Annotated in this window: 21 protein-coding genes and 1 pseudogene; 18 read left to right on the top strand and 4 right to left on the bottom strand. The window is 60.7% G+C overall.

The genetic code is table 11. The annotated features are described in order from the left end of the window. Positions 1-334: 334 nt before the first annotated feature. Positions 335-1,033: a TetR/AcrR family transcriptional regulator gene (locus NI2_RS08070; protein ID WP_067488036.1), complete on the bottom strand. Its 699-nt coding sequence runs from the start codon at positions 1,031-1,033 to the stop codon at positions 335-337. A gap of 128 nt (positions 1,034-1,161) precedes the next feature. Here NI2_RS08070 and NI2_RS08075 point away from each other — a divergent pair, with 128 nt between their 5' ends. The 4 genes from NI2_RS08075 to NI2_RS32890 all read left to right on the top strand — a co-directional run bounded on the left by NI2_RS08075 (position 1,162) and on the right by NI2_RS32890 (position 4,922). Further along, positions 1,162-2,760: an MFS transporter gene (locus NI2_RS08075; protein WP_067488038.1), complete on the top strand. Its 1,599-nt coding sequence runs from the start codon at positions 1,162-1,164 to the stop codon at positions 2,758-2,760. Further along, complete coding sequence (locus tag NI2_RS08080) at positions 2,757-3,206, top strand: universal stress protein (protein WP_067488043.1); 450 nt, start codon at positions 2,757-2,759, stop codon at positions 3,204-3,206. The genes NI2_RS08075 and NI2_RS08080 overlap by 4 nt, the downstream gene beginning before the upstream one ends. 22 nt (positions 3,207-3,228) lie before the next feature. Then, positions 3,229-3,771 (top strand): PaaI family thioesterase, encoded by a 543-nt coding sequence (locus NI2_RS08085; protein WP_067488329.1) that lies wholly within the window; start codon positions 3,229-3,231, stop codon positions 3,769-3,771. 242 nt (positions 3,772-4,013) lie between these two features. After that, a complete protein-coding gene (locus NI2_RS32890) occupies positions 4,014-4,922 on the top strand; it encodes a protoglobin domain-containing protein (RefSeq protein WP_166655813.1) in 909 nt (302 codons plus the stop codon). Positions 4,923-5,921: 999 nt separating this feature from the next. Here NI2_RS32890 and NI2_RS32895 read toward each other — a convergent pair. Then, the gene (locus NI2_RS32895) at positions 5,922-7,427 is read right to left on the bottom strand and encodes a flavin-containing monooxygenase (RefSeq protein ID WP_084476134.1); all 1,506 of its coding nucleotides are present in this window, start codon (positions 7,425-7,427) and stop codon (positions 5,922-5,924) included. Continuing rightward, positions 7,424-8,353: a ferritin family protein gene (locus tag NI2_RS08100; RefSeq protein ID WP_067488049.1), complete on the bottom strand. Its 930-nt coding sequence runs from the start codon at positions 8,351-8,353 to the stop codon at positions 7,424-7,426. Before NI2_RS08100 ends, NI2_RS32895 begins: the two co-directional genes overlap by 4 nt. 1,003 nt (positions 8,354-9,356) lie before the next feature. On the opposite strand from NI2_RS08100, the gene NI2_RS08105 reads away from it, so the two are divergent. The 6 genes and pseudogenes from NI2_RS08105 to NI2_RS35660 all read left to right on the top strand — a co-directional run. Next, positions 9,357-10,001 (top strand): TetR/AcrR family transcriptional regulator, encoded by a 645-nt coding sequence (locus NI2_RS08105; protein ID WP_022565909.1) that lies wholly within the window; start codon positions 9,357-9,359, stop codon positions 9,999-10,001. Positions 10,002-10,098: 97 nt separating this feature from the next. Next, positions 10,099-10,782 carry a TetR/AcrR family transcriptional regulator gene (locus tag NI2_RS08110; protein ID WP_084476202.1) on the top strand — a complete coding sequence of 228 codons (684 nt, stop codon included), beginning with the start codon at positions 10,099-10,101 and terminating at the stop codon, positions 10,780-10,782. Between the two features lie 43 nt (positions 10,783-10,825). Next, entirely contained in the window at positions 10,826-11,266 is a 441-nt protein-coding gene (locus NI2_RS08115) for a PaaI family thioesterase (RefSeq protein WP_030204326.1), read from the top strand. Positions 11,267-11,274: 8 nt separating this feature from the next. After that, complete coding sequence (locus tag NI2_RS08120; RefSeq protein WP_067488051.1) at positions 11,275-12,153, top strand: alpha/beta fold hydrolase; 879 nt, start codon at positions 11,275-11,277, stop codon at positions 12,151-12,153. Between the two features lie 466 nt (positions 12,154-12,619). Next, complete coding sequence (locus NI2_RS35865; protein WP_481850186.1) at positions 12,620-12,751, top strand: transposase; 132 nt, start codon at positions 12,620-12,622, stop codon at positions 12,749-12,751. 271 nt (positions 12,752-13,022) lie between these two features. Further along, a pseudogene (locus NI2_RS35660) lies at positions 13,023-13,175 on the top strand (IS3 family transposase); the annotation flags it as partial. 13 nt (positions 13,176-13,188) lie between these two features. On the opposite strand, the gene NI2_RS35030 reads toward NI2_RS35660, so the two are convergent. Then, positions 13,189-13,716, bottom strand: coding sequence for a hypothetical protein (locus NI2_RS35030; RefSeq protein ID WP_243750076.1), 528 nt, complete (start codon positions 13,714-13,716; stop codon positions 13,189-13,191). 825 nt (positions 13,717-14,541) lie between these two features. Here NI2_RS35030 and NI2_RS08130 point away from each other — a divergent pair. The 8 genes from NI2_RS08130 (at position 14,542) to NI2_RS08160 (ending at position 22,390) form a co-directional block, all read left to right on the top strand. Further along, the gene (locus tag NI2_RS08130; RefSeq protein ID WP_019050175.1) at positions 14,542-15,276 is read left to right on the top strand and encodes an ABC transporter permease; all 735 of its coding nucleotides are present in this window, start codon (positions 14,542-14,544) and stop codon (positions 15,274-15,276) included. After that, positions 15,277-16,143, top strand: a complete 867-nt coding sequence (locus tag NI2_RS08135) for an ABC transporter permease (RefSeq protein WP_067488053.1) — start codon at positions 15,277-15,279, stop codon at positions 16,141-16,143. It abuts the gene before it with no gap. 66 nt (positions 16,144-16,209) lie between these two features. Then, a complete protein-coding gene (locus NI2_RS08140) occupies positions 16,210-17,202 on the top strand; it encodes an MlaD family protein (RefSeq protein ID WP_022565902.1) in 993 nt (330 codons plus the stop codon). Then, positions 17,199-18,215: an MCE family protein gene (locus NI2_RS32905; RefSeq protein ID WP_084476137.1), complete on the top strand. Its 1,017-nt coding sequence runs from the start codon at positions 17,199-17,201 to the stop codon at positions 18,213-18,215. The genes NI2_RS08140 and NI2_RS32905 overlap by 4 nt, the downstream gene beginning before the upstream one ends. A gap of 107 nt (positions 18,216-18,322) precedes the next feature. Continuing rightward, positions 18,323-19,243, top strand: a complete 921-nt coding sequence (locus NI2_RS08145) for an MlaD family protein (protein ID WP_166655814.1) — start codon at positions 18,323-18,325, stop codon at positions 19,241-19,243. 2 nt (positions 19,244-19,245) lie between these two features. Further along, on the top strand, positions 19,246-20,349 hold the full coding sequence (locus tag NI2_RS08150) for an MlaD family protein (RefSeq protein WP_067488057.1): 1,104 nt from the start codon (positions 19,246-19,248) through the stop codon (positions 20,347-20,349). Next, positions 20,349-21,437 carry an MlaD family protein gene (locus NI2_RS08155; RefSeq protein WP_255284005.1) on the top strand — a complete coding sequence of 363 codons (1,089 nt, stop codon included), beginning with the start codon at positions 20,349-20,351 and terminating at the stop codon, positions 21,435-21,437. Before NI2_RS08150 ends, NI2_RS08155 begins: the two co-directional genes overlap by 1 nt. Further along, complete coding sequence (locus tag NI2_RS08160; RefSeq protein WP_084476139.1) at positions 21,434-22,390, top strand: MlaD family protein; 957 nt, start codon at positions 21,434-21,436, stop codon at positions 22,388-22,390. The genes NI2_RS08155 and NI2_RS08160 overlap by 4 nt, the downstream gene beginning before the upstream one ends. The last annotated feature ends 5 nt before the right edge of the window (positions 22,391-22,395 follow it).

Genomic DNA, 22,395 nt, shown 5'->3' on the forward strand with positions numbered 1-22,395 from the left:
GGCGTAGCCAACACCTAACACGGCGAGTATTGAGTCGGCACCGGTCTGAATGATCTCAGCGCGTTGCCACCAGGATCCTGCCGGTGACGGCTGGGCATGAGATGGACGGAGTCGAGTCTCTCAATCGTGAAGCGCATCGACTCGGTTAGCCAGCCCTAACTGGTCCAGTTACAATGCGATGCAGGACTGCAGCACGAATCGATCGTGCCCCGCATCCAGGGCCGGTGTTGACGAGAAGGCGACGATCGGTGCCGAACCGACAGTCTTACCCGCTAGGTGGAGGGGATCGCCGGTGAGCTGGGTACTTGATCTTGTCGGCCTGCTTCGAAGCGGCTCACCCGTTATCCACGGGCGGGTATTCGGTCACTGGCACTGATCGACGGTCGGTCCCGTTTCCGACCGCGACCCTTGGGCGGGTAGCGAGAAATTTGTCGACCAGTTGGGCGCAGTCGTCATGATCGATGGTGCGTAGTCCGGTGAGGCGCGCGAACACGATCGGGCCGAGGAGTTCGATGATGGCGAAGGTGGTGTCGAACTCGCCGAGCATCGCCCGCGCGTCGGGGCCGGTGAGGATCCGGTCGAACGGTTGGCGATATTGCTCGATGACGCGGGCACGCAGCGAGGTGACCGCTGCCGGGTCGGTGTGGTCGTCACCGATCGTTCCCATAGCCAGCCAGGCCAGCGTGGTCATCTGCACTGGGGCTTGTTCTACGAGGTCCGCCTGAGTAGTGAGTAGCGCGATGAGTTGATCGCGCACGGGCCCGTCGCCGGTCGGTGTGTCGACATGGGGAAGCAACCGTTCGAAAGTTGCCGCGAGCAGTTGGGTGGTGCTGCCGAAGTGTCGATAGAGAGTGGCGCGCGCGACCTTCGACACGCGGGTGACGGCATCGACTGTGACCGCTTCGACCCCGCCGGTGGACAGCAGATGACTGGCCGCGTCGAGCAACCGGTTGCGGGACCGCGCCAGCCGAGGATCGGCCTGCTCGTCGGCTACGGTGCGCGGATCGGCCGCGGCAGAGTCCGGCTCTGTCATGGCCGCCCTTTCCTCGATTCGTATCGCTCAATTTGATCGTGCGTGGACGTCATCTCGCTCGCCGACCCACTATGATACTAATAGTCTCACACAGAGACTATCGATCTACAACGGCGGGAGGTGCACCGGTGAACACTTCCCGGACGGGCGCTGTCGAGATCGCCCGGTGGACCAGGGCCCAATACTGGGTGCTGGCAGTATCGTGCCTGGGGGTGGCGCTGGTCGTCGCGGCCATGGCGGCGTTGTACTCGGCGTTGCCTCAGATTGCAGTCGCGACCGGGGCGACCCAAGCCCAGCTCACCTGGATCGTTGACGGCTACACACTGGTGCTGGCGTGTCTGGTGTTGCCCGCCGGAGCCATCGGTGACCGCTATGGGCGCCGCGCGGTGCTGGTGGCGGGACTGGCGGTGTTCGCGGCCGCCTCGGCGTTGCCGCTGGTGCTGACCGACCCGGTGTGGCTCATCGCGGCACGCGCACTCGCCGGTGCTGGCGCAGCGTTAGTGATGCCATCGACCCTGTCGATTCTGACCGCAGGCTTCGCCCTAGCTCATCGCGGCCGAGCGGTGGGGGTATGGGCGGGCGTCGCCGGATCCGGAGCTGTTCTGGGGATTCTCGGTGCCGGGATGTTGCTTGAGCGGTGGTCGTGGCAATCGGTATTTGTCGGGCTGACCGTGGCGGGGATTGTGCTGGCCGGATTGGCTTGCACGATCGCGGAGTCTCGCCAACCCGAGCATCCGCCGGTGGACGGAATTGGCGCGGCGACGGTGGCTGTCGCGATCGCGGCGATCGTGTTCGCCGCGGTCGAGGTTCCCGCACGCGGCTGGGCCGACCCGCTCGTCGCTGTCACCGCCGGTGTCGGAGTCGTGGCGGCGGTGGCGTTCGTGGCCGTGGAGCTACGGATCTCGGCACCACTGTTAGACGTGCGGTTGTTCGGACGCCGAGGCTTCGGCGCTGGCTCCCTGTCCGTGACCATTCAGTTCCTGGTCACCTTTGGGGTGTTCCTACTGTTGGTCCAGTACCTACAGCTGATTCTCGGATACGGGCCGCTGGCGTCGGCCCTGGCGCTGGCGCCGATGGTGGCGCCGCTGGCCATGATTTCCGTAATCGCGCCTTGGCTCTCGAGCATGGTGGGATTGCGGGTGATGACCGTGACTGGCCTCCTCACCATCGCTGCCGGGCTGGTGCTGGTGAGCCGGTTGGACCTCGCCGCGAACTACCTCGACCTACTGTGGCCGCTGCTGATCATGAGCGCTGGCCTGGGATTGTGTACCGCCCCGGCGACTTACGCCATCGTCGCCGACACCCCCGAGGCCAAACACGGGGTCGCCGCGGCGGTGAATGATGCCGCCCGCGAGATCGGCGCCGCGATCGGGATCGCCGTGGCCGGCAGCGTGCTGGCCGCTGGCTATACTCAGCGTATCCAGCCCGCCCTACCCCGCCTGCCCGAGTCCGCTCGCGAACCCGTTGCCGATTCCCTGGCCGCCGCCCTGCAGGTCGCCGAAAAGGGCGGACCAGCGGCCCAGCCGCTAGCCGAGTACGCCAAGGCAGCGTTCGTGCACGGCAGCGGCGAGGCCGCGCTGGTGTTGGCTGCTATTACCGCCGCAGGCGCGATCGTGCTGGCTGTGCTTGCACCCGGGCCCACCACTCGCCGATGCCGCGCACAACCCTCGTGCACGATGGCTCCTGGCTCTCGCACGTCCCCTGCCCGCGAAGGACGCCCGGCATGACGGCCTATCGCACGATCCTTGTGGATACCGATGGATCCGATCGCTCCTACCGCGTGGTCGACCGCGCCGCCGAATTGGCCCACGCCACCCACGCCCGACTGGTTATCGTCGGCGTCCGCCACCACATCGACGAACGCACACTCGGAGTTGACCTCGACCGGCTGGGACCCGAGGCCTACCGGCTGCGCGGCACCAACCCGGTCGAAGCGATATTGCGCACGGCCTGCCAGCACGCCCTAGCGCACGGCGCCATCGGCATCGACACCCGCATCTTGTCCGAACCCACTTTGCGTGCCCTATTGCGCCTTGCCGCCACTGCGGCGCCGGACCTCATCATCACCGCCGACTTGTGCCGGTCGACTCCGCTGGCCCGGCTGCTGTCCGATACACCGACCGAGCTCGCACGCAGAGCCCACTGCGACATCCTTATCGCCACCACCCAGTGACACACATATGCAGAAAGCACCCATGAGCCGCACATCCGATACCACAAGATCCGTATCGTCCGAGGCCGAGGAGAGTACGCCACTCTTCCCTGTGGTTCCGCCGGAATGCCAAGACTTGCCGCCCCATCATGATCATTGCCTCGGTTGCGGGCCAGCCAATCCGCACGGCCACCAGTTGAGCGTCCGACGTGACGCGGAAGGTGTCTACGCCCGTCACACGTTTGACTCCCGCCACGTTGGCGCCCCAGCGATCGCCCATGGCGGCGCAGTCGCAACCGTCCTCGACGACCTGTTCGGGTTCCTCCTCTACACCGTGGGAGAACCAGCCGTCACCCGCCACCTCTCCATCGACTACCTCTCCCCGATTCTACTCGACACCCCGTATATCGCCCGCGCCCATCTTCATTCCCGCCAGGGTCGCAAACTAAACCTTCGGGCCACCATCGAAGACGACCATGGCCACATGGTTACAATCGCTACCGCCCTCTTTCTCGTCGTTAACATCGACCACTTCTTCCGGGCCTCACAGCGTGCCACCTCTTCACACGTGCCACCAACGGCCTAAGCGGCGATCATGTACTGTGGCCGGCGCGATCAGGCGATGAGGACGACTTGGGTCGGGACCGCTATGCCGCCAGCGCAGTCTGGGGTGCAGGCTGCTGTGGGTCGGTGACCTACGGGCTTCGCTCACGAGTATGCGCTGTTTGACACGATCCGCCAAAACACTACGCACAGGATGCGGCTGTTATGACTCTAATGGGCACGCACGGTCCGGAAATCCCGGAAACGCCAAGCTTCGGTGGCCTCGTGACCGCCGATGACATGGTCGCTGCTCGGAAACGATTAATGGAATTCACCGATGAAGACGAGGCATTGCTGCGGCAGTTTAGCGGAGTCGCGACACCCGGTATGGCTGAGATCGTCGACGAACTCCGCGCCTACCTACACGAACACCGGGACACTGCCGCACTTCTTTCTGGGCGCGACACTGAGGAACAGGTCGAACATCTTCGAAGCGATCACCTTTCCGGTTTGACGGCGGGAACCGTCGATGCTGACTATCTCATCGAGCGTATGCGTATGGGCGCGCGTCACGAGCGACTCGGCGTGAATCCGACATGGCTTCTCGGCGCGTACAATCGGTTTCTTTGCTCTGCTGCGAGCCGGATCTGTGAATCCAGCTCATCTTCCGATCCCGAGCGTGCGTTGGCGACGCTGCTGGCGCTACAAAGGCTGGTGTTCCTCGATATCGGCCTCGCCGCCGACATCTACCTCGCCAAACGCGAGCACCCGAATCGCGAGCAGCAGAGGGCGGTGAGCGAACTCCCGACTCCGGTACTGCAGTTGATCCCAGGGCTTCTGGTAGTCCCGATCGTAGGAGAATTGGACGATCGCCGGGCTCTTAATTTGACCAATCAGTTGATGGTGCATATCCGCAATTCGAGGGCGCAGGCCGCCGTCGTCGATATCACCGGACTGCCGTCGATCGATCTCGACGTTGCTGCCCATCTGATCACAGCAGTAAAAGCATGTGCGCTTTTGGGTGCGGAGGTTATTTTCACTGGGCTTTCCGCCGAAGTCGCCCGGACGCTTGTCGACATCAGTCCACAGAAAACTACGCTCATTACATTTGTCGACTTGCAGAGTGGGGTCGAGCATGCCACACAGACGCTTGGGTACGAGATGGTGATGACGAGGCCATTACGCAATACCTGATTTGGCGAAGTGCTTGGCCAGTTGCGCAGTCCCGGCTGCGGTGGGCGATCCGGCTCACCAGCCTGTGTACGTGCCGACGCGGTGCTGATTGCGAAGTAAGTCCGTCGGTGAAGATGCTCAACAGCGGCGTTCGCGCGCACCGCCAAACATGCCGCGCGCAGTATTTGCGGTGGGCCACCGCTGGTATCGTATGGAGCTTCGGCGGCATTCGAGTTCGGGTACCGGTCCTCATAGCTCCTAGCGGGAATCTGCATGTGTCACCGAGACACGTTGCGATGCAGGATGTTTCGCAGCGGACCTATGTGACGGATGATTGTTGGTGGTTAGCGAACCGCAACTCCCGGTGAAGCCGCCGGGAATAGCCAGCCCTCACCACACGGCCCGAGGTTGGTGTTCAAGGGGAGTGGGGGAGGGCTGTACGTGCTGTCGGGGGCCGCTCATTCTCGGGTTCGTGTCCGGATGACCTTCTGGCGCAGGCTAATAGCTGCTGTCGGTGCGGTTGCTGTGCCGTCGCCATCAGATCAGTGCGGCATCGAGATTCAGGAATCCATAATGGATGTCGATGCGGCGTGCCCACCGGATGGCCAGGCGCCGGTACCGGGGAGCGGGCGCAAGTCTGCTCCACGATCCACCGGCCGCAGTGACTTTGTCCCGGGTTCCGCGGCGGGATGTAATTCGACGCAGTAAATCCCCTTGCCTGGACGGCCGAGGCCACTGGGACGGCGGATCGATAAAACTATCACCGACACGGGTTGCGAGCATGTAGTCTGTACGCCGACCTGCGACAGCGCCGGGATCGACGGCCCATTCCCATCGCGGAACCCGAGACAAAGGTCACCGGCAGTCGGCTAGTCGTGGAACAAACCATGGCCCGGCCCCACCGATATCGGCGACCGGTGATCGATGGGAACGCCGCATCGACATCCACTATGGGTTCCTGAATGTCGGTGCCGCAGTATCAGACCGCGACGACTCAGCAACTGAACCTGATAGGAGCTCCTAGGGCACAGCGTGGTAGTCGGATAGGGCGAACTGAGTCATTTGGCTACGGAATTGTCGAGCCAAGCCAGGGAAAGCCGCGGGATTAAAACCATCTTCCCCGACAGGCCAAGTAACGCATCCAGAGTTCCAAGTCGTGCGAGCCAAGTGCCGTTGAACAACCGCGTTGAATCGGTCCTGCGCTGACTTTCGTACATCAATATATCGGAGCCCCCATCGCTCCAGCGTCCGCACCGACTCTACGATGTAATCTATCTGCGCCTCCAGATAGGCTAGGGCTGTGTGGAAATACGGACCGGAGTTCGGTCCGAAAGTGAAATGTAGGTTGGGATACCCAGAAACATGTATGCTCTTGTACGCGTAAACTCCTTCGACCCATTCTTCCTGGAGGAGACGTGCGCCACAACCACGAACCGGGAATGGTACTCCAGCCTCGCCGGGTGCATCGAGAACGATCGTATCGAAGCGGCGCTCGACGCCATCAACCGTGAGGATTCCGTGCTCCGTAAGCCGAATGATCGGGAAGGTGAGGAGTCTGCAGTTGTCCCGATCTAGAGCCGGTAAGAAATCATTTGAGATGAGCAATCGCGGACGGCACGCCCGGTTGTCCGGTGTGAGCTGCCGTCGCGCCCATCTATCTTTGACCTGAAGCCTCAACTGGATTTTAGATACCTGTTCCAGCGCGGTGGTGAGACCTGTTGTTCGGACCAAACCGTATCCGATAGACTCGTACGCCCAGAAGTGGGCACTCCGGGCTAGATCCTCGGCCAGCGGTAGTTTCTCGAATAGCGAACGTCTCCACCCTGCCGTCGCGTACTGCGGGTGGGGAAGAACCCATCGCGGTGCACTCTGAAATACGGTGACGTGGCGGGCTCGGTCCACCAACTCCGGGATCATCTGGACTGCATTGGTGCCGGTACCGACGACTGCCACCGTCAGTCCGGTGACATCGATACCGGCGTCCCATCGGGTGCCGTCTATCTTGTGGCCACGAAAGTCGTCGGCGCCCACGATCTCGCGCCTGCTTGCGTTCGAGAACGGCACAGTCGCCACCACGACCGAGCGGGCAGTGATGCTCTCCTCCTCGCCACTACTGGTCGAGACACGCACATGCCAGGTCCCTCGGGCCTCGTCGAAGTCGAGTCCGTTTACGTTGTACCCGTAGTGAATCCGTCCATCGAGACCATGCCGGGTGATCACGTCGCGCATGTAGGCGAGGACGTCTACGCCCGGCGTATACCTATGGCTCCAGGCGGGATCCCGCGTGAACCAGAACGACCGCAGTGCTGACGGACGACCGCAGGATGCGTCCGGATGAACGCTCTCGCGCCACTCACCGCCGGGCTCAGGTGCGCGCTCGAGAACCACGACGTCCTCGATCCCCGCGCACCGTAATCGGATCGCGGTGCCGATTCCCGAGAACCCGGCACCTATGATCACGACTCGTGTGGGACCGGGAATTGTTTGCCCGGGGTCATCGTCTGTCGGCCGCCCCTCGTCGATCATGCTGCGGCCACCGGTTGGTAAGTGAGCTCGTTGATCCAGGAAGGAGTCGAACCGAGCCATTGTTTAGGGTAGTGCTCAGTGATCGTCAACAGGGCATTGCCGAGTAGTCGATGATAAGGGTGTGACTGGTCCATGACCATTTCACCGTAGTACTTGACGAGTTGGTAGATCGGATTGCGGCGGGTGGCGACGCTCCGGTCTCCGATAATGCCGAACTTCCGAATCGCGTCGAAGAGCTTCTGTTCGTCGAGTCCCATCGCGATGATGCTGTCGTGCATACGGGTCAGCAGGGGCAACCCGGTGAGGATGCCGATGAGTAGGGATGGGCGCAGCGCGGCGCCGGCGGCTTCGATCAGCAGTCGGTGTATCGGCCCCGCTCCAATCATGTCCAGCACATGGAAATCCACAGCTAGGTGACGGGACTCATCGGCATTGATTCGCTGAAAGACCTTGTGGCACAGGGGATCCTGGATCTCCTCAAGTAGGAACTTCAACAGTGCTCCGTCGAGTGCCACCTCGAGCATCGGAATCGCTGAGCCTAGTACGGACAGCGGCAGATCGTCTGCGTAGCTGTCCAGCCATTCGATGGCTAGTCGGATGTTGATATTCGGTTCTGGGATCTCGTCGTCATCGAGCATTCCCCAACGGCGCATGAGGGCCAGCTCGGCGTTTGCGTGCTTTTGTTCCTCGGCCTGGAAGTAGCGGTAGATCTCAGCTAGCGTATTGTCCTTGGTTTGACGGCCGAGCGCGACGAAGGCACGCGAGCCGACCTGCTCGATCCAGACCAGATCGGACATGAATTGCTTGACCTGCGGGAGCTGCTCGGCCGTTATCGTGTCCGCGCCGGGCTCCGCCCAGTCGAAGTCGCCGAGTGCCCATTGGCGTTGTTTTATGATTTCTAAGGTGTGCGGCAAATCGATTGACATCGCTCTACTCCTTCGCGAATATGGACACAAAATCTTGGCCTGGTGTCCGGAGGCCGGGTATTTCGCAGCGGTAGCCGCTCACGTGTGGCATGGTCGGACAAAACTCTTGGAACTCGTTCCAGTAAACGAAAACGCTCGTCGCTGGCGCATGGTGGCTGTGAGTGATCCGGCGCCGGGCGAAGGCCGCGGCGCAGCGGAGTCTCCTGGAATCGCGGGCCCGTGCGCGCCATTTTCGTCCGTTAGCGAGGTCGAGGCCGGCGAGGCGGGAAGGTGTCAGGCGATCGCACCTGTGATTAGGCGTACGTCCTGGCCATGAATCGACGGGCAGAGGCCCCGCCTCGGGTACTCCGCGATGGCGATTGGAAAGCCGTCTAATCGCGTGGCCGACCACCGACAGGCACGCCATCCATGGTCGTGCGCACCAGGAGAGCGACACCGCCGGGGCGTTCGGCGCACGACCGAGGGCACCGGGAAACGCAGATCGTGCGGAGAGCTCAGACGTCAGTCTGCTGTGGGCGGGCAGTGAACAAGCCGCGAGCGTAGCGGCGTGAACGCAGGGGAGTGTAGGTCCGCAATGCTTGACACCGGGAGCGTGAACTGCGCCACCAAGTGAGGAAGCAGCCCCGAAACACGTGCGCACAAGCGAGACCGCCGCCGCCCACACCGCACTTCGGACACCGCTTCCAATGATCACTGCTGCAAGGCCAGAGCACTCCCTCTCCGATAGCGCCAGTCTCGAGGCGACGACATCCGACGATGAGGACCCGCGCGTGTTGGTCCTCATCCATTCGTTCGTCGTCAGCCCGGACTTGCACCGGGGCGCCCCGTTGCGAACCACAGGAACGATGGTACTCACCTAGTATGATCGTTTCAATGCCCACGTCAGGGGTTTGAAAGTATGGCGTACGGAGGTTCATTGGGTGCATACTCAACGGGCGACCAACGATCCCTGCCCACATGACACCCGGCGACGTTGCCCGGCTCGAAGGATCCGATCACGACGATGAACTACACCAGGTTGCTTCTGAAGGCCATCGCGGTGATCCGGACACCGTCGCCGTCTGGGACCTCGGAACGTATCCTCGACGCCGGGCTAAGGCAATTCGAGGTTGTCGGGATCAGCCGCACACGGATCGAAGACATCGCTCGTCGCGCACGGCTGGCACGTGTGACGCTGTACCGACACTTCCCGAGCAAGGGGCGCATTGTCGAGGCGGTGATTCTGCGAGAACTCGCCAGGTTCCTCGTTGAGTTGGAAGCAGAGGTGTCAAATCATCAGGATCTCGAAGAGAAGATCGTCGAAGGATTCGTTTTCACGCTGAAGGCAGTACGGGGGCACGCCCTGCTCAACAGGCTGTTGGAGACCGAGCCGGAGTCCCTACTGCCGTTTCTCACGATTGAGGCAGGGGGTCTTGTCGCGACCGCGTCGAACTTTCTGGCCGACCAACTCGCGCAAGAAGTTGATGCTGCCCGCACGGATGTCGAACTTCACGTGGTTTCCGAGCTGACTGTCCGCGTGATCCTGTCGTTCGTGCTGACCCCATCGACCCGCATATCCCTCGATACCCCTGAGGGTGCGCGCCGATTCGCGCGCCGCCACCTCCTGCCTCAGCTGCGTGACGACTCAGTCGGCGGTAGCGCGACATAATGTCAGATCTGTATCGCTGCCCGGCCGCAGAGATGCCGCACCGGTAGAGGACAGAGGGGGATGCGCTCCTCGACGAAGTAGCGGCATACTCGTTGTGGTGACGACGAAATCTGCACGTCGCGGCGCGCGATTCTCGGCCCGGGATAGCACCCGGGATGCCCTACTTGATGCCGCAGAGTTCTGCTTCGAAGAGGTCGGATTCTCGGCGACGACGATGGAGGACATCGCTCGGCAGGCCGGCGTCTCTCGGGCCACCGTGTACCGGCACTTCGCGAACCGTGAATCGGTGGTCTCGGGCGTCGTCCTGCGGACGGCTGGCCGCTACCTCGACGGGATTGGCGGGCCACTCGCCGGACAGCCTGATCTCGCATCTGCCGTGCTGGTCTTCGTAGAGACCACTGTTCACGCCGCCAGCCGAGAGAAGTCGATTTCCGCTCTGTTCGTCAGCGATGATCGCCTCGCTGGAATCGGTCTGACAGAGTCCACATCGGTCGCCCTCTTCGAACTCGTCACCGAGTTCCTGCGACCGGTATTCACCCGTCACCGCGATGACCTGCAGCCGGGGATCTCAGTGGACGACGCCGCGGAGTGGATCCTGCGGACGATCCTCAGCCTGCTCACCGTGCGCGGTCCGAGACGACGCAGCCCTGCTGGCCTCCGCGCGTACCTTTGCCGCTGCCTCCTGCCTGCCATCGTCGTACCAGCGTCTACCGAATTGGATGGGCACCGCGGTTACGACGACGTGCAGATCGGCAATGCAGGTGACACAAATCTGCAGTAGTGTCACCTTGGGGCAGGTCAACGCAGAGACGGAGGAGGCTCCGATGGAATTCCCGCAGTTCGACCCCCGAGTTGCTGGGCAGGTGCTCGGCGCAGCAACGGATGTGGGCGGCATCTCGGCTTATCTCGGATTTCGTCATGCCGAACTGAGCGCCGGTCGGTTGATCGCCGAGATGGAGGTGCGAGACGAGCTCCTTACCCCCTTCCGTACATTGCACGGTGGCTGCCTGTCAGCCATGGTCGACCATTGCCTGGGTGTTGTCTTTTATCCGGTGATCCCGACCGGCTGCTGGGTCGCGACAACCGAGTTCAAGATCAATCTTCTGCGGCCGGTCACGGCTGGCGTATGCATCGCCACGGCAGATGTCATTGCCCTGACCAGGCGATCGGGCGTCGCACGCATCGACATCACCAACGACGGCAGGCCAGTGTGCGCCGCTCAGGGAACGGTTACGATCGTCAGCGACGGGGGTGGCAGCTCGTGACGGATGGCATGATCGAGATGCAGGTACTGGCTCGTGACGGAATCACGCTGGCGGCCGACTACTATCCCCATGGTTCCAACCAGCAGGTTGTGATCCTGCTGCATGGAGGTGGGCAGAGTCGTCACGCCTGGACCACCTCAGCGCTCCGCCTGCGCGATCGCGGCTACACAGTAGTTGCATACGATGCACGTGGGCACGGCGACAGTGACTGGGCCCCCGACGGACGATACGACGTCGAGCACCTTGTCGATGACCTGCTCATAATGCGAGAACGATTCTGCACCGAGGACGCGCCCGCGGTCGTCGGAGCATCATTGGGCGGGATGACCGTTCTTGCCGCGCACCTGCTTGCGCCCCCCGAGCTGTGGGGAGCGGTGGTGCTGGTCGACGTGACCCCACGGATGGAGTTCGATGGCGCTCGACGCATCGTCTCGTTTATGTCCGCGCATCCTGACGGATTCGCGAACCTCGAAAACGCTGCCGACGTCATCGCGGCATACAACCCGCACCGCGAACGACCGGTGCGGCTTGAGGGCCTTTACAAGGTACTGCGGCAACGAGCCGACGGTCGATGGGTGTGGCGATGGGATCCCGCCTTCATCACGAGTCGTTTTCAGGCGTTGCAACAGGACGCGTCTGCCGGTGCCGAGCAATTCGACACACTTGTAGAATTGCTCGTCGCGGGTGCGGGTAGAGTCGTCGCGCCGACCCTGCTCGTGCGCGGTGCCCTGTCCGATCTGGTATCGCAGGAGACCGTTGCAGAATTCCTGGAAATTGTGCCGCACGCGGAGACGACCGATGTCTCCGGAACTGGCCATATGGTGGCAGGAGATGACAATGACGCATTCACGCAGGTTGTCACCGACTTCCTCGGACGCACCCTATAGGCCCGATCGCTTCCGGCGGTTGGATGCTGGTCATGGCGTCTTTGCGCGAAACCATTGCCAAGGGAACGACTGCTGACGGGCTGTTCTCTGATTGCAAGAAGGCACATCGCGACTTGCAAGGCCAGGCGGCTGAAGGGTGAGAGGCCCATCAGCCGCATATGACGCTGGCCAGAGATAACGGGAGAGGCGCGGACTCCAGGTCGCTAGCGATGGCCAACTGGCGATAGTGCGCGGCCTGGGCAGCATTGCATGTGCTCTCCGTTCGTCCTACTTGTGCTCGCACCAGCCTTGCCCCTTTGAGCCAGTTCGGGCAGTTTGGAGACCAATCTCAACCGTGTCACAGAATGACGCCGGGCCGTCGGCGAGCCGTCACGGGTTGAGGACCGCCTTGGGCTGTCTCGGAATTCTGTCCGCTGAGTTGTGAGTTTCCAACCGTTCGATGGACGGATCTCCGCTCGTGCCGATGATGTACTCCCCACAATTCCGTGAAAGCGCTGTCGCTCTGGTCGTCGATAAAGGACGCAGGGTCGCCGATGTCGCCCGTGATCGGGAGTCACCGAGGCCACGCTGTAGCGGTGGAACACCAGGCCCGCGGTGAGGCCCCGGGACATCCATGGACGAATCGGCGCAACTGAGGGCTGCGCTGAACAGGATCAAGCAACTCGAGGAGGAGCTGCGAGCGACTCGGGGTTGGCCGCGAAGGTTTTCGACGACACCACGCTCGGCTCAAAAGGCGGTCCCCGGGTGTCTCGACCTTGACCGGGCAAGGAATCAGCATCCGCACCACCAGCCGTGTGCTCGGCGTGTCCGAGCGCGGCTACCGCCATCACCGCAACCGATCACCCAGCCAACGCCGACTGCGCCACGAGATGCTCGCCGAAACGATCCGGGCTATCCATCTGGCCTCCCGTGGCCGCTACGGCGTGCACCGCATGCACGCCGAGCTCACTATCGGCATGGGTATCGAGGTTGGCTCTGGACAGGTGCGCTCGATCATGAAACATCTTGGATCCAGGAGTCGTCGCAACGGCCGGACTATGAAGCGTCCATCAAAGCAGCCAAACGTTGGGCTGGTGTGTCGCAGTCGAGAATTTTTCTGTGGACGGCCGGTGAGTTCCTCGGCGACCTCGGTTCTGCCGCAGAGTACCATTGGTGTCTTTCGTTGCTGCCGCGCTGCCGCAGTGCGCCGGGATCGGCGAAGTAGACGCGAATGTCGGTGGCCATGGGAAAGGGATCGGTGCTCGGCTGTCTCGGCATCCTGGTCCCAAGTCGCGGTGCGGTGGGGGTCGCGGGTAGTTCGGTGACGGCGGCGATGAGGCTGTCGCGGACGACTTCGGCGGTCCGTTCGGCGCCGGGGTGTCCGAGGACGAGATAGCGCTTCAGAGTTTCTGGATCGAGGAGCCAGGAACCGGGCCGCTGCCGCGGGAGTTTCGCCTGACGTCGGCTATCGGTGGGTTCATCGGGCTGGAGGCTCGACGCCGCGTCCGACGCCACGGGTGTATATGCGGAGCAAGACGCGATGTTCGATACCTCGAGCTCTTCCGCAACCGGCAGCGGCGTCATAGCGGCATCGGAATGCTGACCTCGATGGAGTACGAGAACGCAACCATCGTGGCGTGAGGTCCACGGCTCCGTGAAACCAGGGTAAGACCAGACCTAGAAGACCGGCCGAGACGGATTCCATCATGGCTGGCGGAAGCACTCGCGCCCGCATGAAGTTAACTGCAGTTTTGCTTACGCCATCTCGGTCACCTTGCGCGAGTGATGATGGGCCAGGTCTTCCCCGGACCGTTCTCCCGGCAGATTCTGCTGTGTATGCATGGAGACGGCCCGAAAATGGAGTTACGGGAAGGCTTCGAGGCGGTCGTGCGGCGATGAAGGGGCATATCGCGGTCGGCGAGACCGCGCTGATGGGTCTGGCGTGTCGGCGAGCTTGCATCCGGTGGAGGTCGCGAGCGACTCGAAATCCATCGCCAAGCGGCGATCGTCGGATCGGATCGCAAGTTTGCGGACCGATTGCTGTCACGCATCCGTTGGAGTCTGATGGTCTATTGACAGGGTGTGACCCAGGACGCATACTCGTACCTCGAGTATCTAGTACTTGCCGTAGCACACATGGAGGTGGCGTGGTCGTGATGGCGCACTTGGCCGCAACTCAGCAAGGCACAGCTTTCCGGCCAACACCAGCCGAGTGCGTCGGGTGCAAGATCGGCCGAACCGATGCGTTCTTTGCGCCCGCCGCGATGTCGGACAACGATGCGAGAGACGAGATGGGAATCTGCCGTGGTGCCTGCGCGTAGCGAGTTGTCGGCGTCGGCCCGAGTAATTCGCGAGAATTTATCCGGAACAGTGGTCTCTGGCCTCCGAACGTTTGGTCGGACTACGCGGATGGCGTATTCAGCCGCGATGGGTGCCGCGAGTGACATTGCCGGATTGAAGTTTCAATGGCGTGAGGCGCTGTATCAATCCTGGTACTTGATTACGGTTACCGCAATTCCGGCAATTCTAATGGCCGTGCCATTCGGGGTTATCGTCTCGGTTCAGGTCGGGAATCTGATCCATCAGATCGGCGCAGATTCGCTGCTCGGTGCAGCCGGCGGTTTGGGGGTAATAAAACAGGGCGCCCCCATGGCGACAGGATTGTTGCTGGGCGCGGCTGGCGCGGCCGCGATCGCGGCCGACTTGGGCGCCCGCAACATCCGTGAAGAGATCGACGCCATGCGAACGATGGGCATAAGTCCTATGCATCGCCTCGTGATTCCCCGGATGGTGGCGATGATTCTCGTTGCACCGATGCTCAATGTCTTGATCATCTTCGTAGGGGTCGTGGCGGGATATGCAGTCGCGGTCGGTCCTCAGGGGGTGACGCCCGGCAGCTATTGGGGAACCTTCGGATCCTTCACCGTAATGGCGGATATCGGCGTGTCGATTGTCAAGTCTGTGCTGTTCGGCTTCATCGTCGTGATGATCGCGTGCCAGCGGGGTCTTGAGGCCAAAGGTGGTCCACGTGGAGTAGCGGATGGCGTGAACGCGGCGGTTGTTCTCTCCGTCGTCTCTGTCGCTGTCGTGAATCTATTGGTCACTCAGTTGGTCTCAATGTTCCTTCCAACAAGGCTGGCATAGATGTCGGAGATGAAGTACACCCCCCCGCGGCTAGTGAAGGCCCGGCGAACAGCGACGTCACTCGGGCACCGTGTCGTTCCGGTGGAGCCTCTAGGTTTCGTCCTCAATTTCATCTGGCAGGCATTGTCGGCGATACCGTTCACGCTCAAACGATATCGAGCGGAGACAATGCGCGCGATCACGGATATGACGTGGGGGCAAGGCTCGATCATCGTGGGCGGTGGAACGGTCCCGATGCTGGTGGTGCTGGGACTGGTCATCGGCGGCTCGGTCGGCGTCGAGTCATTCGCGACTCTAGACCTCATCAGTATGGGGCCGGTGTCAGGCATTGTCTCAGCCTTCGCCAACACCCGAGAGCTAGCGCCGATCGCGGCAGGAGTCGGATTCGCCGCACAAGCTGGGTGTCGTATAACCGCCCAAATCGGATCGATGCGGATCTCAGAGGAGATCGACGCCATCGAATCGCTTGGATTGCGATCGATTCCTTTCGTTGTAACGACCAGGATTATTGCCGGCGCGGTGGCGATCGTTCCGACTTTTCTTATCGCGCTAATCCTCAGCTACGCGGCGTGCCGGACTGTGATCGTCCAGCTGCACGGCCAGGCCGCAGGTGTCTACGATCACTACTTCTATCAATTCATCAGCGGGTGGGATATCACTGCTGCTGTGATCAAAGTTCTGGTATTCGGGACGGCTGTCATCTTGATTCACAGTTATCAAGGGTTCTTCGCGACAGGCGGGCCGGAAGGCGTCGGAATTGCGTCCGGCCGTGCCGTCCGGGCAAGTTTTGTGGCGATCATCGGTCTAGACATGGTATTGACCATCCTCCTGTGGGGTGTCAACTCCGCGATCGAATTCACAGGGTGAGCGCCGATGTCTCGATATGAAATGCCGGGAGTATCGGCAACAAAGCGATCGTCGATTATTGTCGGTATGGTCGCCGTGCTGACGGCACTGTCAGTAGCGGCCGCTTGGACAGTTGGCAATGCGGCCCGCGGCGACAACCGAATGCTTGTGGTGTTGCGCACCGAGAAAATCGGAGACGGCGTCGGCGTGGGAACGCCGGTGCAGTTCGACGGTGTCGGCATCGGTGCCGTCACTGCCATCGGCTCAGGTGATGGGGCGAAACAGGTGACTTTGATGCTTGATCGAACAAACTCGAGCGGGCTCACCGACAGCCTTCTCGTAGACTACTCGCCGTCTAATCTCTTCGGTATCAGCGAGGTTGCGCTGAAACCGGGCGTTGGGGGCACACCCCTGCGAGACGGCGTTGTTATCGACCTGACGGGTCCTCGATCTGACAGGCAGCGAGATGCGACCATGGGTGTACTGATTCGGACAGTCGCGGAGACCACGGGAAGCCTCCTTACCCCGGAACTCACCGACGTGCTGGTGCGGGTTGCTACAGCGGCCCGCCAATTCACGCCACTGATGGAGGCGATTGTGGTATCCGGTCGGAACGTCGCTGAGACACGCTCTGTGCCGGTCTCGGCATTGCTGGAACAGTACGGCTCGATGCTTGTCGGCAGCGCATCGATGATCGACGGCACGGTAGGCCTGATATATCGACTCACCACCATCGAGATTCTGAATAACCAACGCGAACTATTCGACGCCACAGTCAGTGTTGTAGGCCAACGCTTCTTCCCCGCCCTCGCGGGAACGCTATTCACGGCGCAGGCGCATCTGTCAGAATACGCGGCAATGCTCACGCCGATTCTTGCAAGTGGCAGTCGAATGGTTTCGACGCCTGGTGTTTCGAGCATGCAGCTCTCCGAGATACTGTCGCGGCTGGATCGGTCGTTCACGTCGACGCCTAGTGGCCCGGTACTGAGTATCAAACTGATTCTCGATCTAGTTCCCGCGATTGCGGCGTCATCGCCGGAAACGTTGGTTCCGACACCGTATTTCGGGGGTGGTCGATGAACAGGCATGGCAGCCTATTGGTGGTAGTCGCGAAGCTCGCGGTTTCTGTAGTCGTGATCGCAGTGCTGCTCGCAGCAATCGCGCAGACTGTGCAACGCCCGGTCTCAGGAGGGACTAAGCAGTTCTCATCGGAATTCGTCGATGCGAACGGTCTCAAGTCCGGAGACGATGTTCGGATGAACGGTGTCCGCATAGGTAAAGTGCTTTCGATCTCACTTGAGGATGGTCGCGCAATCGTCACGTTCATGGTCGAACGCGATCGGCATTTATACGAGAACACCGTCCTAGCTATACGATATCAGAGTCTGGTGGGCCAGCGTTACGTCGACGTTCAACAATCATCGCCAGTCACTGCGGAGTTGGCGGCAGGCAGTAGGATCGGGGCTTCCAGAACCATCCCGTCATTCGACATCACAGCTCTATTCAACGGGCTGGAACCGGTTCTGAGCGAGTTGTCACCAGCAGCAGTAAATAAGTTCGCTACTAATATGATCGCCGCTATAGAAGGAGACGGCTCGGGTATCGGTTCGGTTCTCGACTCTATCCAGACCTTGTCCAGCTATACGATGGACCGACAGGCAGTGATTACCGCGTTGGTGGCTAATCTGAAAAAGATATCTGACCATCTCGGCGGTCGATCCTCACATCTGGTGCAGCTTGTTTCGGAGCTGTCGGTGGTTGTCTCCACGCTACGTAGCAAGGTGGATGGAATCGTCGAATTCGCTCTTATGGCTCCAGACGTGATCGCGCCGCTGAACAGCCTCCTCGACGCGATTGGGTTGACTCCTGGTAGCAATCCGGACGCCGATACACTGCTGCGGACGATATTTCCAGATCCTCAACAGGCAGTCGAAGTACTCCGAAAACTGCCAGCGATGCTCCAGACCCTGAATAGTTGGATCCCGTCCGATAGTCCTGTCGTGAACCGAAACTGTTCGAACGGGAACGTCAACAGCCCGGATCCTTTCCAGGTGATGATCACGGGACAAAGGATATCGATATGCAAAGGATGATAGCCAAACTAGTCAGCATTATCGGGAGATTCGCTGGCTGGGCGCCAACGGCTGCCTCATCACGTGACTTGCGGGAATTGCGATGGGGCGTCCTCGGAGCATTCCTGATGGGTGTCGCGTTGCTAGCGAGCGTTTTGGTGTACGTGGTGCCATTCGGCAAGTCGACGTACTGGGCCGAGATGTCGGAACTCGGGTCCATAAAGGTCGGCGATGACGTCCGTATCGCCGGTGTTCCGGTCGGCGCCGTGAAATCGATTGAGCTGCGTCGAAAGGACGTCCGCGTGAGCTTTACGATTGACGATGATATTTTCATAGGCGATCAGACAAGTCTCGACGTCCGAATGTTGACTCTGATCGGTGGGCACTATCTCGCCTTGACATCAGCAGGGACTTCATCGCTTCGCGCCCCGATACCTTCTGACAGAGTGCATCTCCCGTACAGCCTCGGTCGGACCTTTCAGGACGCAGCACAGCCGATCGCGGATATTGAGGGCGATACCTTACGGCAGAACTTGACTAACATGAACCGCGCGATCGTTTCCGGGCCGGCAGGGATCCAGCGAGCAGTCGATGCGTTCACATCGCTCGTCGAAATTCTCGACCGTCAGAGTCGGGACGTGTCGGAAACGCTTGCGATGGCCGACGAGTACATCAGTGCAATCAATAACTCGAAGGCGATCCTCGGGGAACTGATCGCAAGTGTCAACCTTATGGAGACGGTGGGGCTCGGCAAAAAGGCTGAAATTTTCGAGGCAGTTCGGTTGATGGAACAGCTTCTGTCTCGGATCGCAGCACTCGAGCCGGTGTACCGGTCAAGGCTGGATTCCATCGCCCGAAGTCTGGCCGAGGTCATACCCGAACTGAACCGTCTAGGCGAAGGTATGGGGCAGATCATCACAAGCACTCGGGACTTGATGTCGAGACTGCAGCCCATCGCTTCCTCAGAAGATGGCATCGTTATTGACCAGTCTGCATCGGTTGTCGTTGCGCAGTCGTTTTGTATTCCCGTCCCTGGAAAGGACTGCTAAGGATGAATAGGATTCTGGCCTCCCGCGGCCTCATATCCCTCCTCGGCGTCGGGGCTATATGCACGATATTGGTTGCTGGGTATTTCGCGGTACTCAATCCTCCGAAGGCGATGCGGCACTACTGCGCAACCATGCCGGACGCAATTGGACTGTACACCGGAAACCACGTCACCATTCGTGGCGTCAGAGTTGGCACGGTGACGCACATCGAACCTCGTGGCGAAGCGGTGCAGGTTGATTTCGAGGTGGACGCCAACCATTCGCCGCGTGGTGAGGTATCGGCCACTACCCTTTCAGACACCATCGTTGCTGATCGCTCCCTGGCTATTCTCGACAACAGCGAATCCGATGCTGAATGGGATCCCCGAAAGTGCATTTCCCGTACTTTGACTCCGAAAAGCATGACACAGACACTCGATGCGTTGGGTGCCCTCGCAGCAGAAATCGACAATGGGAGTGATCCGGAACAGCGCGGGCAGCTATCCGAGGAAATCGCCGCACTCGACAGCTCGTTGTCCGGCACAGGTCCGAAAATGAATGAAATAATCCGTACACTCGACCGGGCGCTCGGCTCGTCCAACGCTGCCGCCGGACACCTCGGAGCCCTCATAGATTCGCTGCACAGCTTGATGAATAGTGTCGCGCGTGGATGGGGAGATATCGAATCCATGATCACCCGTCTGGCGCCGGGGCTGGCGGTGATCGACCACGGAATCTTCGCGCGAACAGTCTCGATCATCGACTCATTGCGAATTATCGTGCCATGGCTGAACGAAATCACCACTATGTTTGGTGACCAAATCCTCCAAGGTCTCGATGCGACAGTTCCCCTCGCGCGCCTCGCCAGCGCGAATATCGGTACAATGAGGGACATTGTCGACATGGCGCCCCCGCTGCTGCAAGCCTTCGGGGACGTAACCGACGCGCACAGCGGTCGACCCGTTCTGACGTATGCAACCCCTAGGGTGGCCATGCCCCAAGCTGATGCTGACCGAATATGTGCCGCGATCGGCCTGGTCGCACAGGGCCGTTGCGATACTGCTGAGGATGGTTTGACGAATGTGTCTCTGATTCCCTTGGTGCTCGGAATGGCGGGTGCGCGATGATGAATCTGCGAGTAGACGCGGTGGCCATTTCTTCCCGGACCCGCCGGACGCAATTCGTGACCGCGGCCGCTGTGGCACTTGTATGCCTTGTCCCCGGCTGCGGATTCGATCCAGCTGCGATTCCTGTCCCTGGGACTGGGATATCGGGGGACCGCTATAGTATCCGAATCGAGTTCGCCAATACGCTAAACCTGCCGTCACAAGCACGAGTGACGGTCGACGGTCTGCGTGCCGGAATTGTCCGCGATGTTGCGGTGATCGATGCCGGGAAAGATAACGACGGATATGTCGTGGTCGACGTGGAAATCATCGAATCGGTGCGGTTGCCTGTTGGAACTACGGCTGAGCTCCGCCAGCCGACCATTCTGGGTGACGTCTCCATAGCGTTGATCACCCCGGAGGCCGGCGGAGGTGGCCTCATCGCGCCGGGCTCCACAATCGATCGAGGACAAACTAAGCCGTTGCTTCAGGTTGAGGACACCATGAACGTCTTGGCGACCTTTGTCCAAGGGGGTGGAATACAGCAGGCTCAGGAGATCATCAACCGCGTGAACTCCGTGCTTCCGGCGGATACACGGGAGACTGCCTCGATCTCGGAAGTGCTGGGTGCCGATATCGAAGAATTGGCACAGCACCTGGATGCTATCGACGGCTTACTGGGTGGACTGCGGGCCAGTACCGATGCTGTCCTGAGCCGAACACCCGAATTGGAGTATCTGCTGACAGATTCTGGAGTGGATCAGGCGGCTGCGTCGATGACGTCCATGATCGGTTTGATCACACTGTACGATGGATTCACGCTACTGACAGATTCCCTCCGATGGATCGGTCCGCTGGCGCAGTCAGGCGACGCGGCTGCCCGTGCTTTTATACCACTCCTTTTCACGTCCCGTCCGTTGGACCTCTCAGCCGCGTCGAACTTGAACAAGATCATTGCGCTGTTGCGCGAAAAGGTCATTCCATTCGTGGAGCACGGACCGAAGGTTAATGTTACCGGCCTTGAGACTGCCGAAGGCTCTCCCGGATCCGAAGCCGACCGGATCGCTGGGATTCTATCGGCATTGCGGATGATCGGAGCAGTGCAATGAAACTGAGTTCGGCACTATCCCTCGTTGCTATCATGACGGTTTTGATTCTGGGCGTCGGTTATCTCACATTCGGTGTATTGCGAATAGATGTCTTCAGTGACTCGATCAACGTGACGTTGCGTGTTCCCCAGGCGGGAAGTCTGCTAGTGGGTTCACCGATACTCCTACGTGGTGTGAAGGTGGGAGAGATCGCGTCGATAGAGAAAGCTGAACGCGGTGTCGAAATGCAACTAGCCCTCGAGTCGAGATACCGAATTCCGGCAACAGGGACCGCGACAGTCGAAGACCTATCAGGTCTCGGTGAGCCTTATATCGAGTTCGTGCCGAAGAACGGCGCCGGTCCCTACCTAACCGATGGCCAGCGCCTCGACGCGGTGCAAGTAGTACTGCCCCGTTCGATTCCAGACGTGGCGCAGACTGTTACGGGTCTGCTTGAACAACTGAATCCGCAGGCGATCAGCAACATCGTCAAGACGTTGGATCAAGCGCTGACGGGAACAGACACCGTTATGCCGAGGCTGGCAGCCTCGACAACACTGTTGTCCGAGACGATTCTGAGTAGGTCGCCCGCCATCCGCAGCATCCTCGTCGATCTACAGACGATGGGCGCGGACATGGCTTGGGCCGGGCCCGGGATGGCAGCCGCTGGTCCCTTGTGGGACGAGGCAGGAATGTGGGGTGCTCTCATCGCCGATTCCATCGCCCGGCTGGCCCGTATCGGCACCATGCCGGACGACTACTTGCAAGGCAACGGCGTCGTGCCTTTCCTCGGCGAGGTCACGGAATATCTCAGCCGCATTGGACCCGACTTGCAAGAATTGGCACCAGCCGTTCAGCCGCTGGCGGACAGCGCGGCGATGTCCATGCCACAGATAGACATAAGCGATTTGATAGCACGTGCTCTCAGCGCGACTGGAGACAGTGCATTGAATGTGCGTATCGGCATCAAATAGGACCG

It is taken from the genome of Nocardia ignorata NBRC 108230, from assembly GCF_001612905.1.
GTDB lineage: Bacteria > Actinomycetota > Actinomycetes > Mycobacteriales > Mycobacteriaceae > Nocardia > Nocardia ignorata.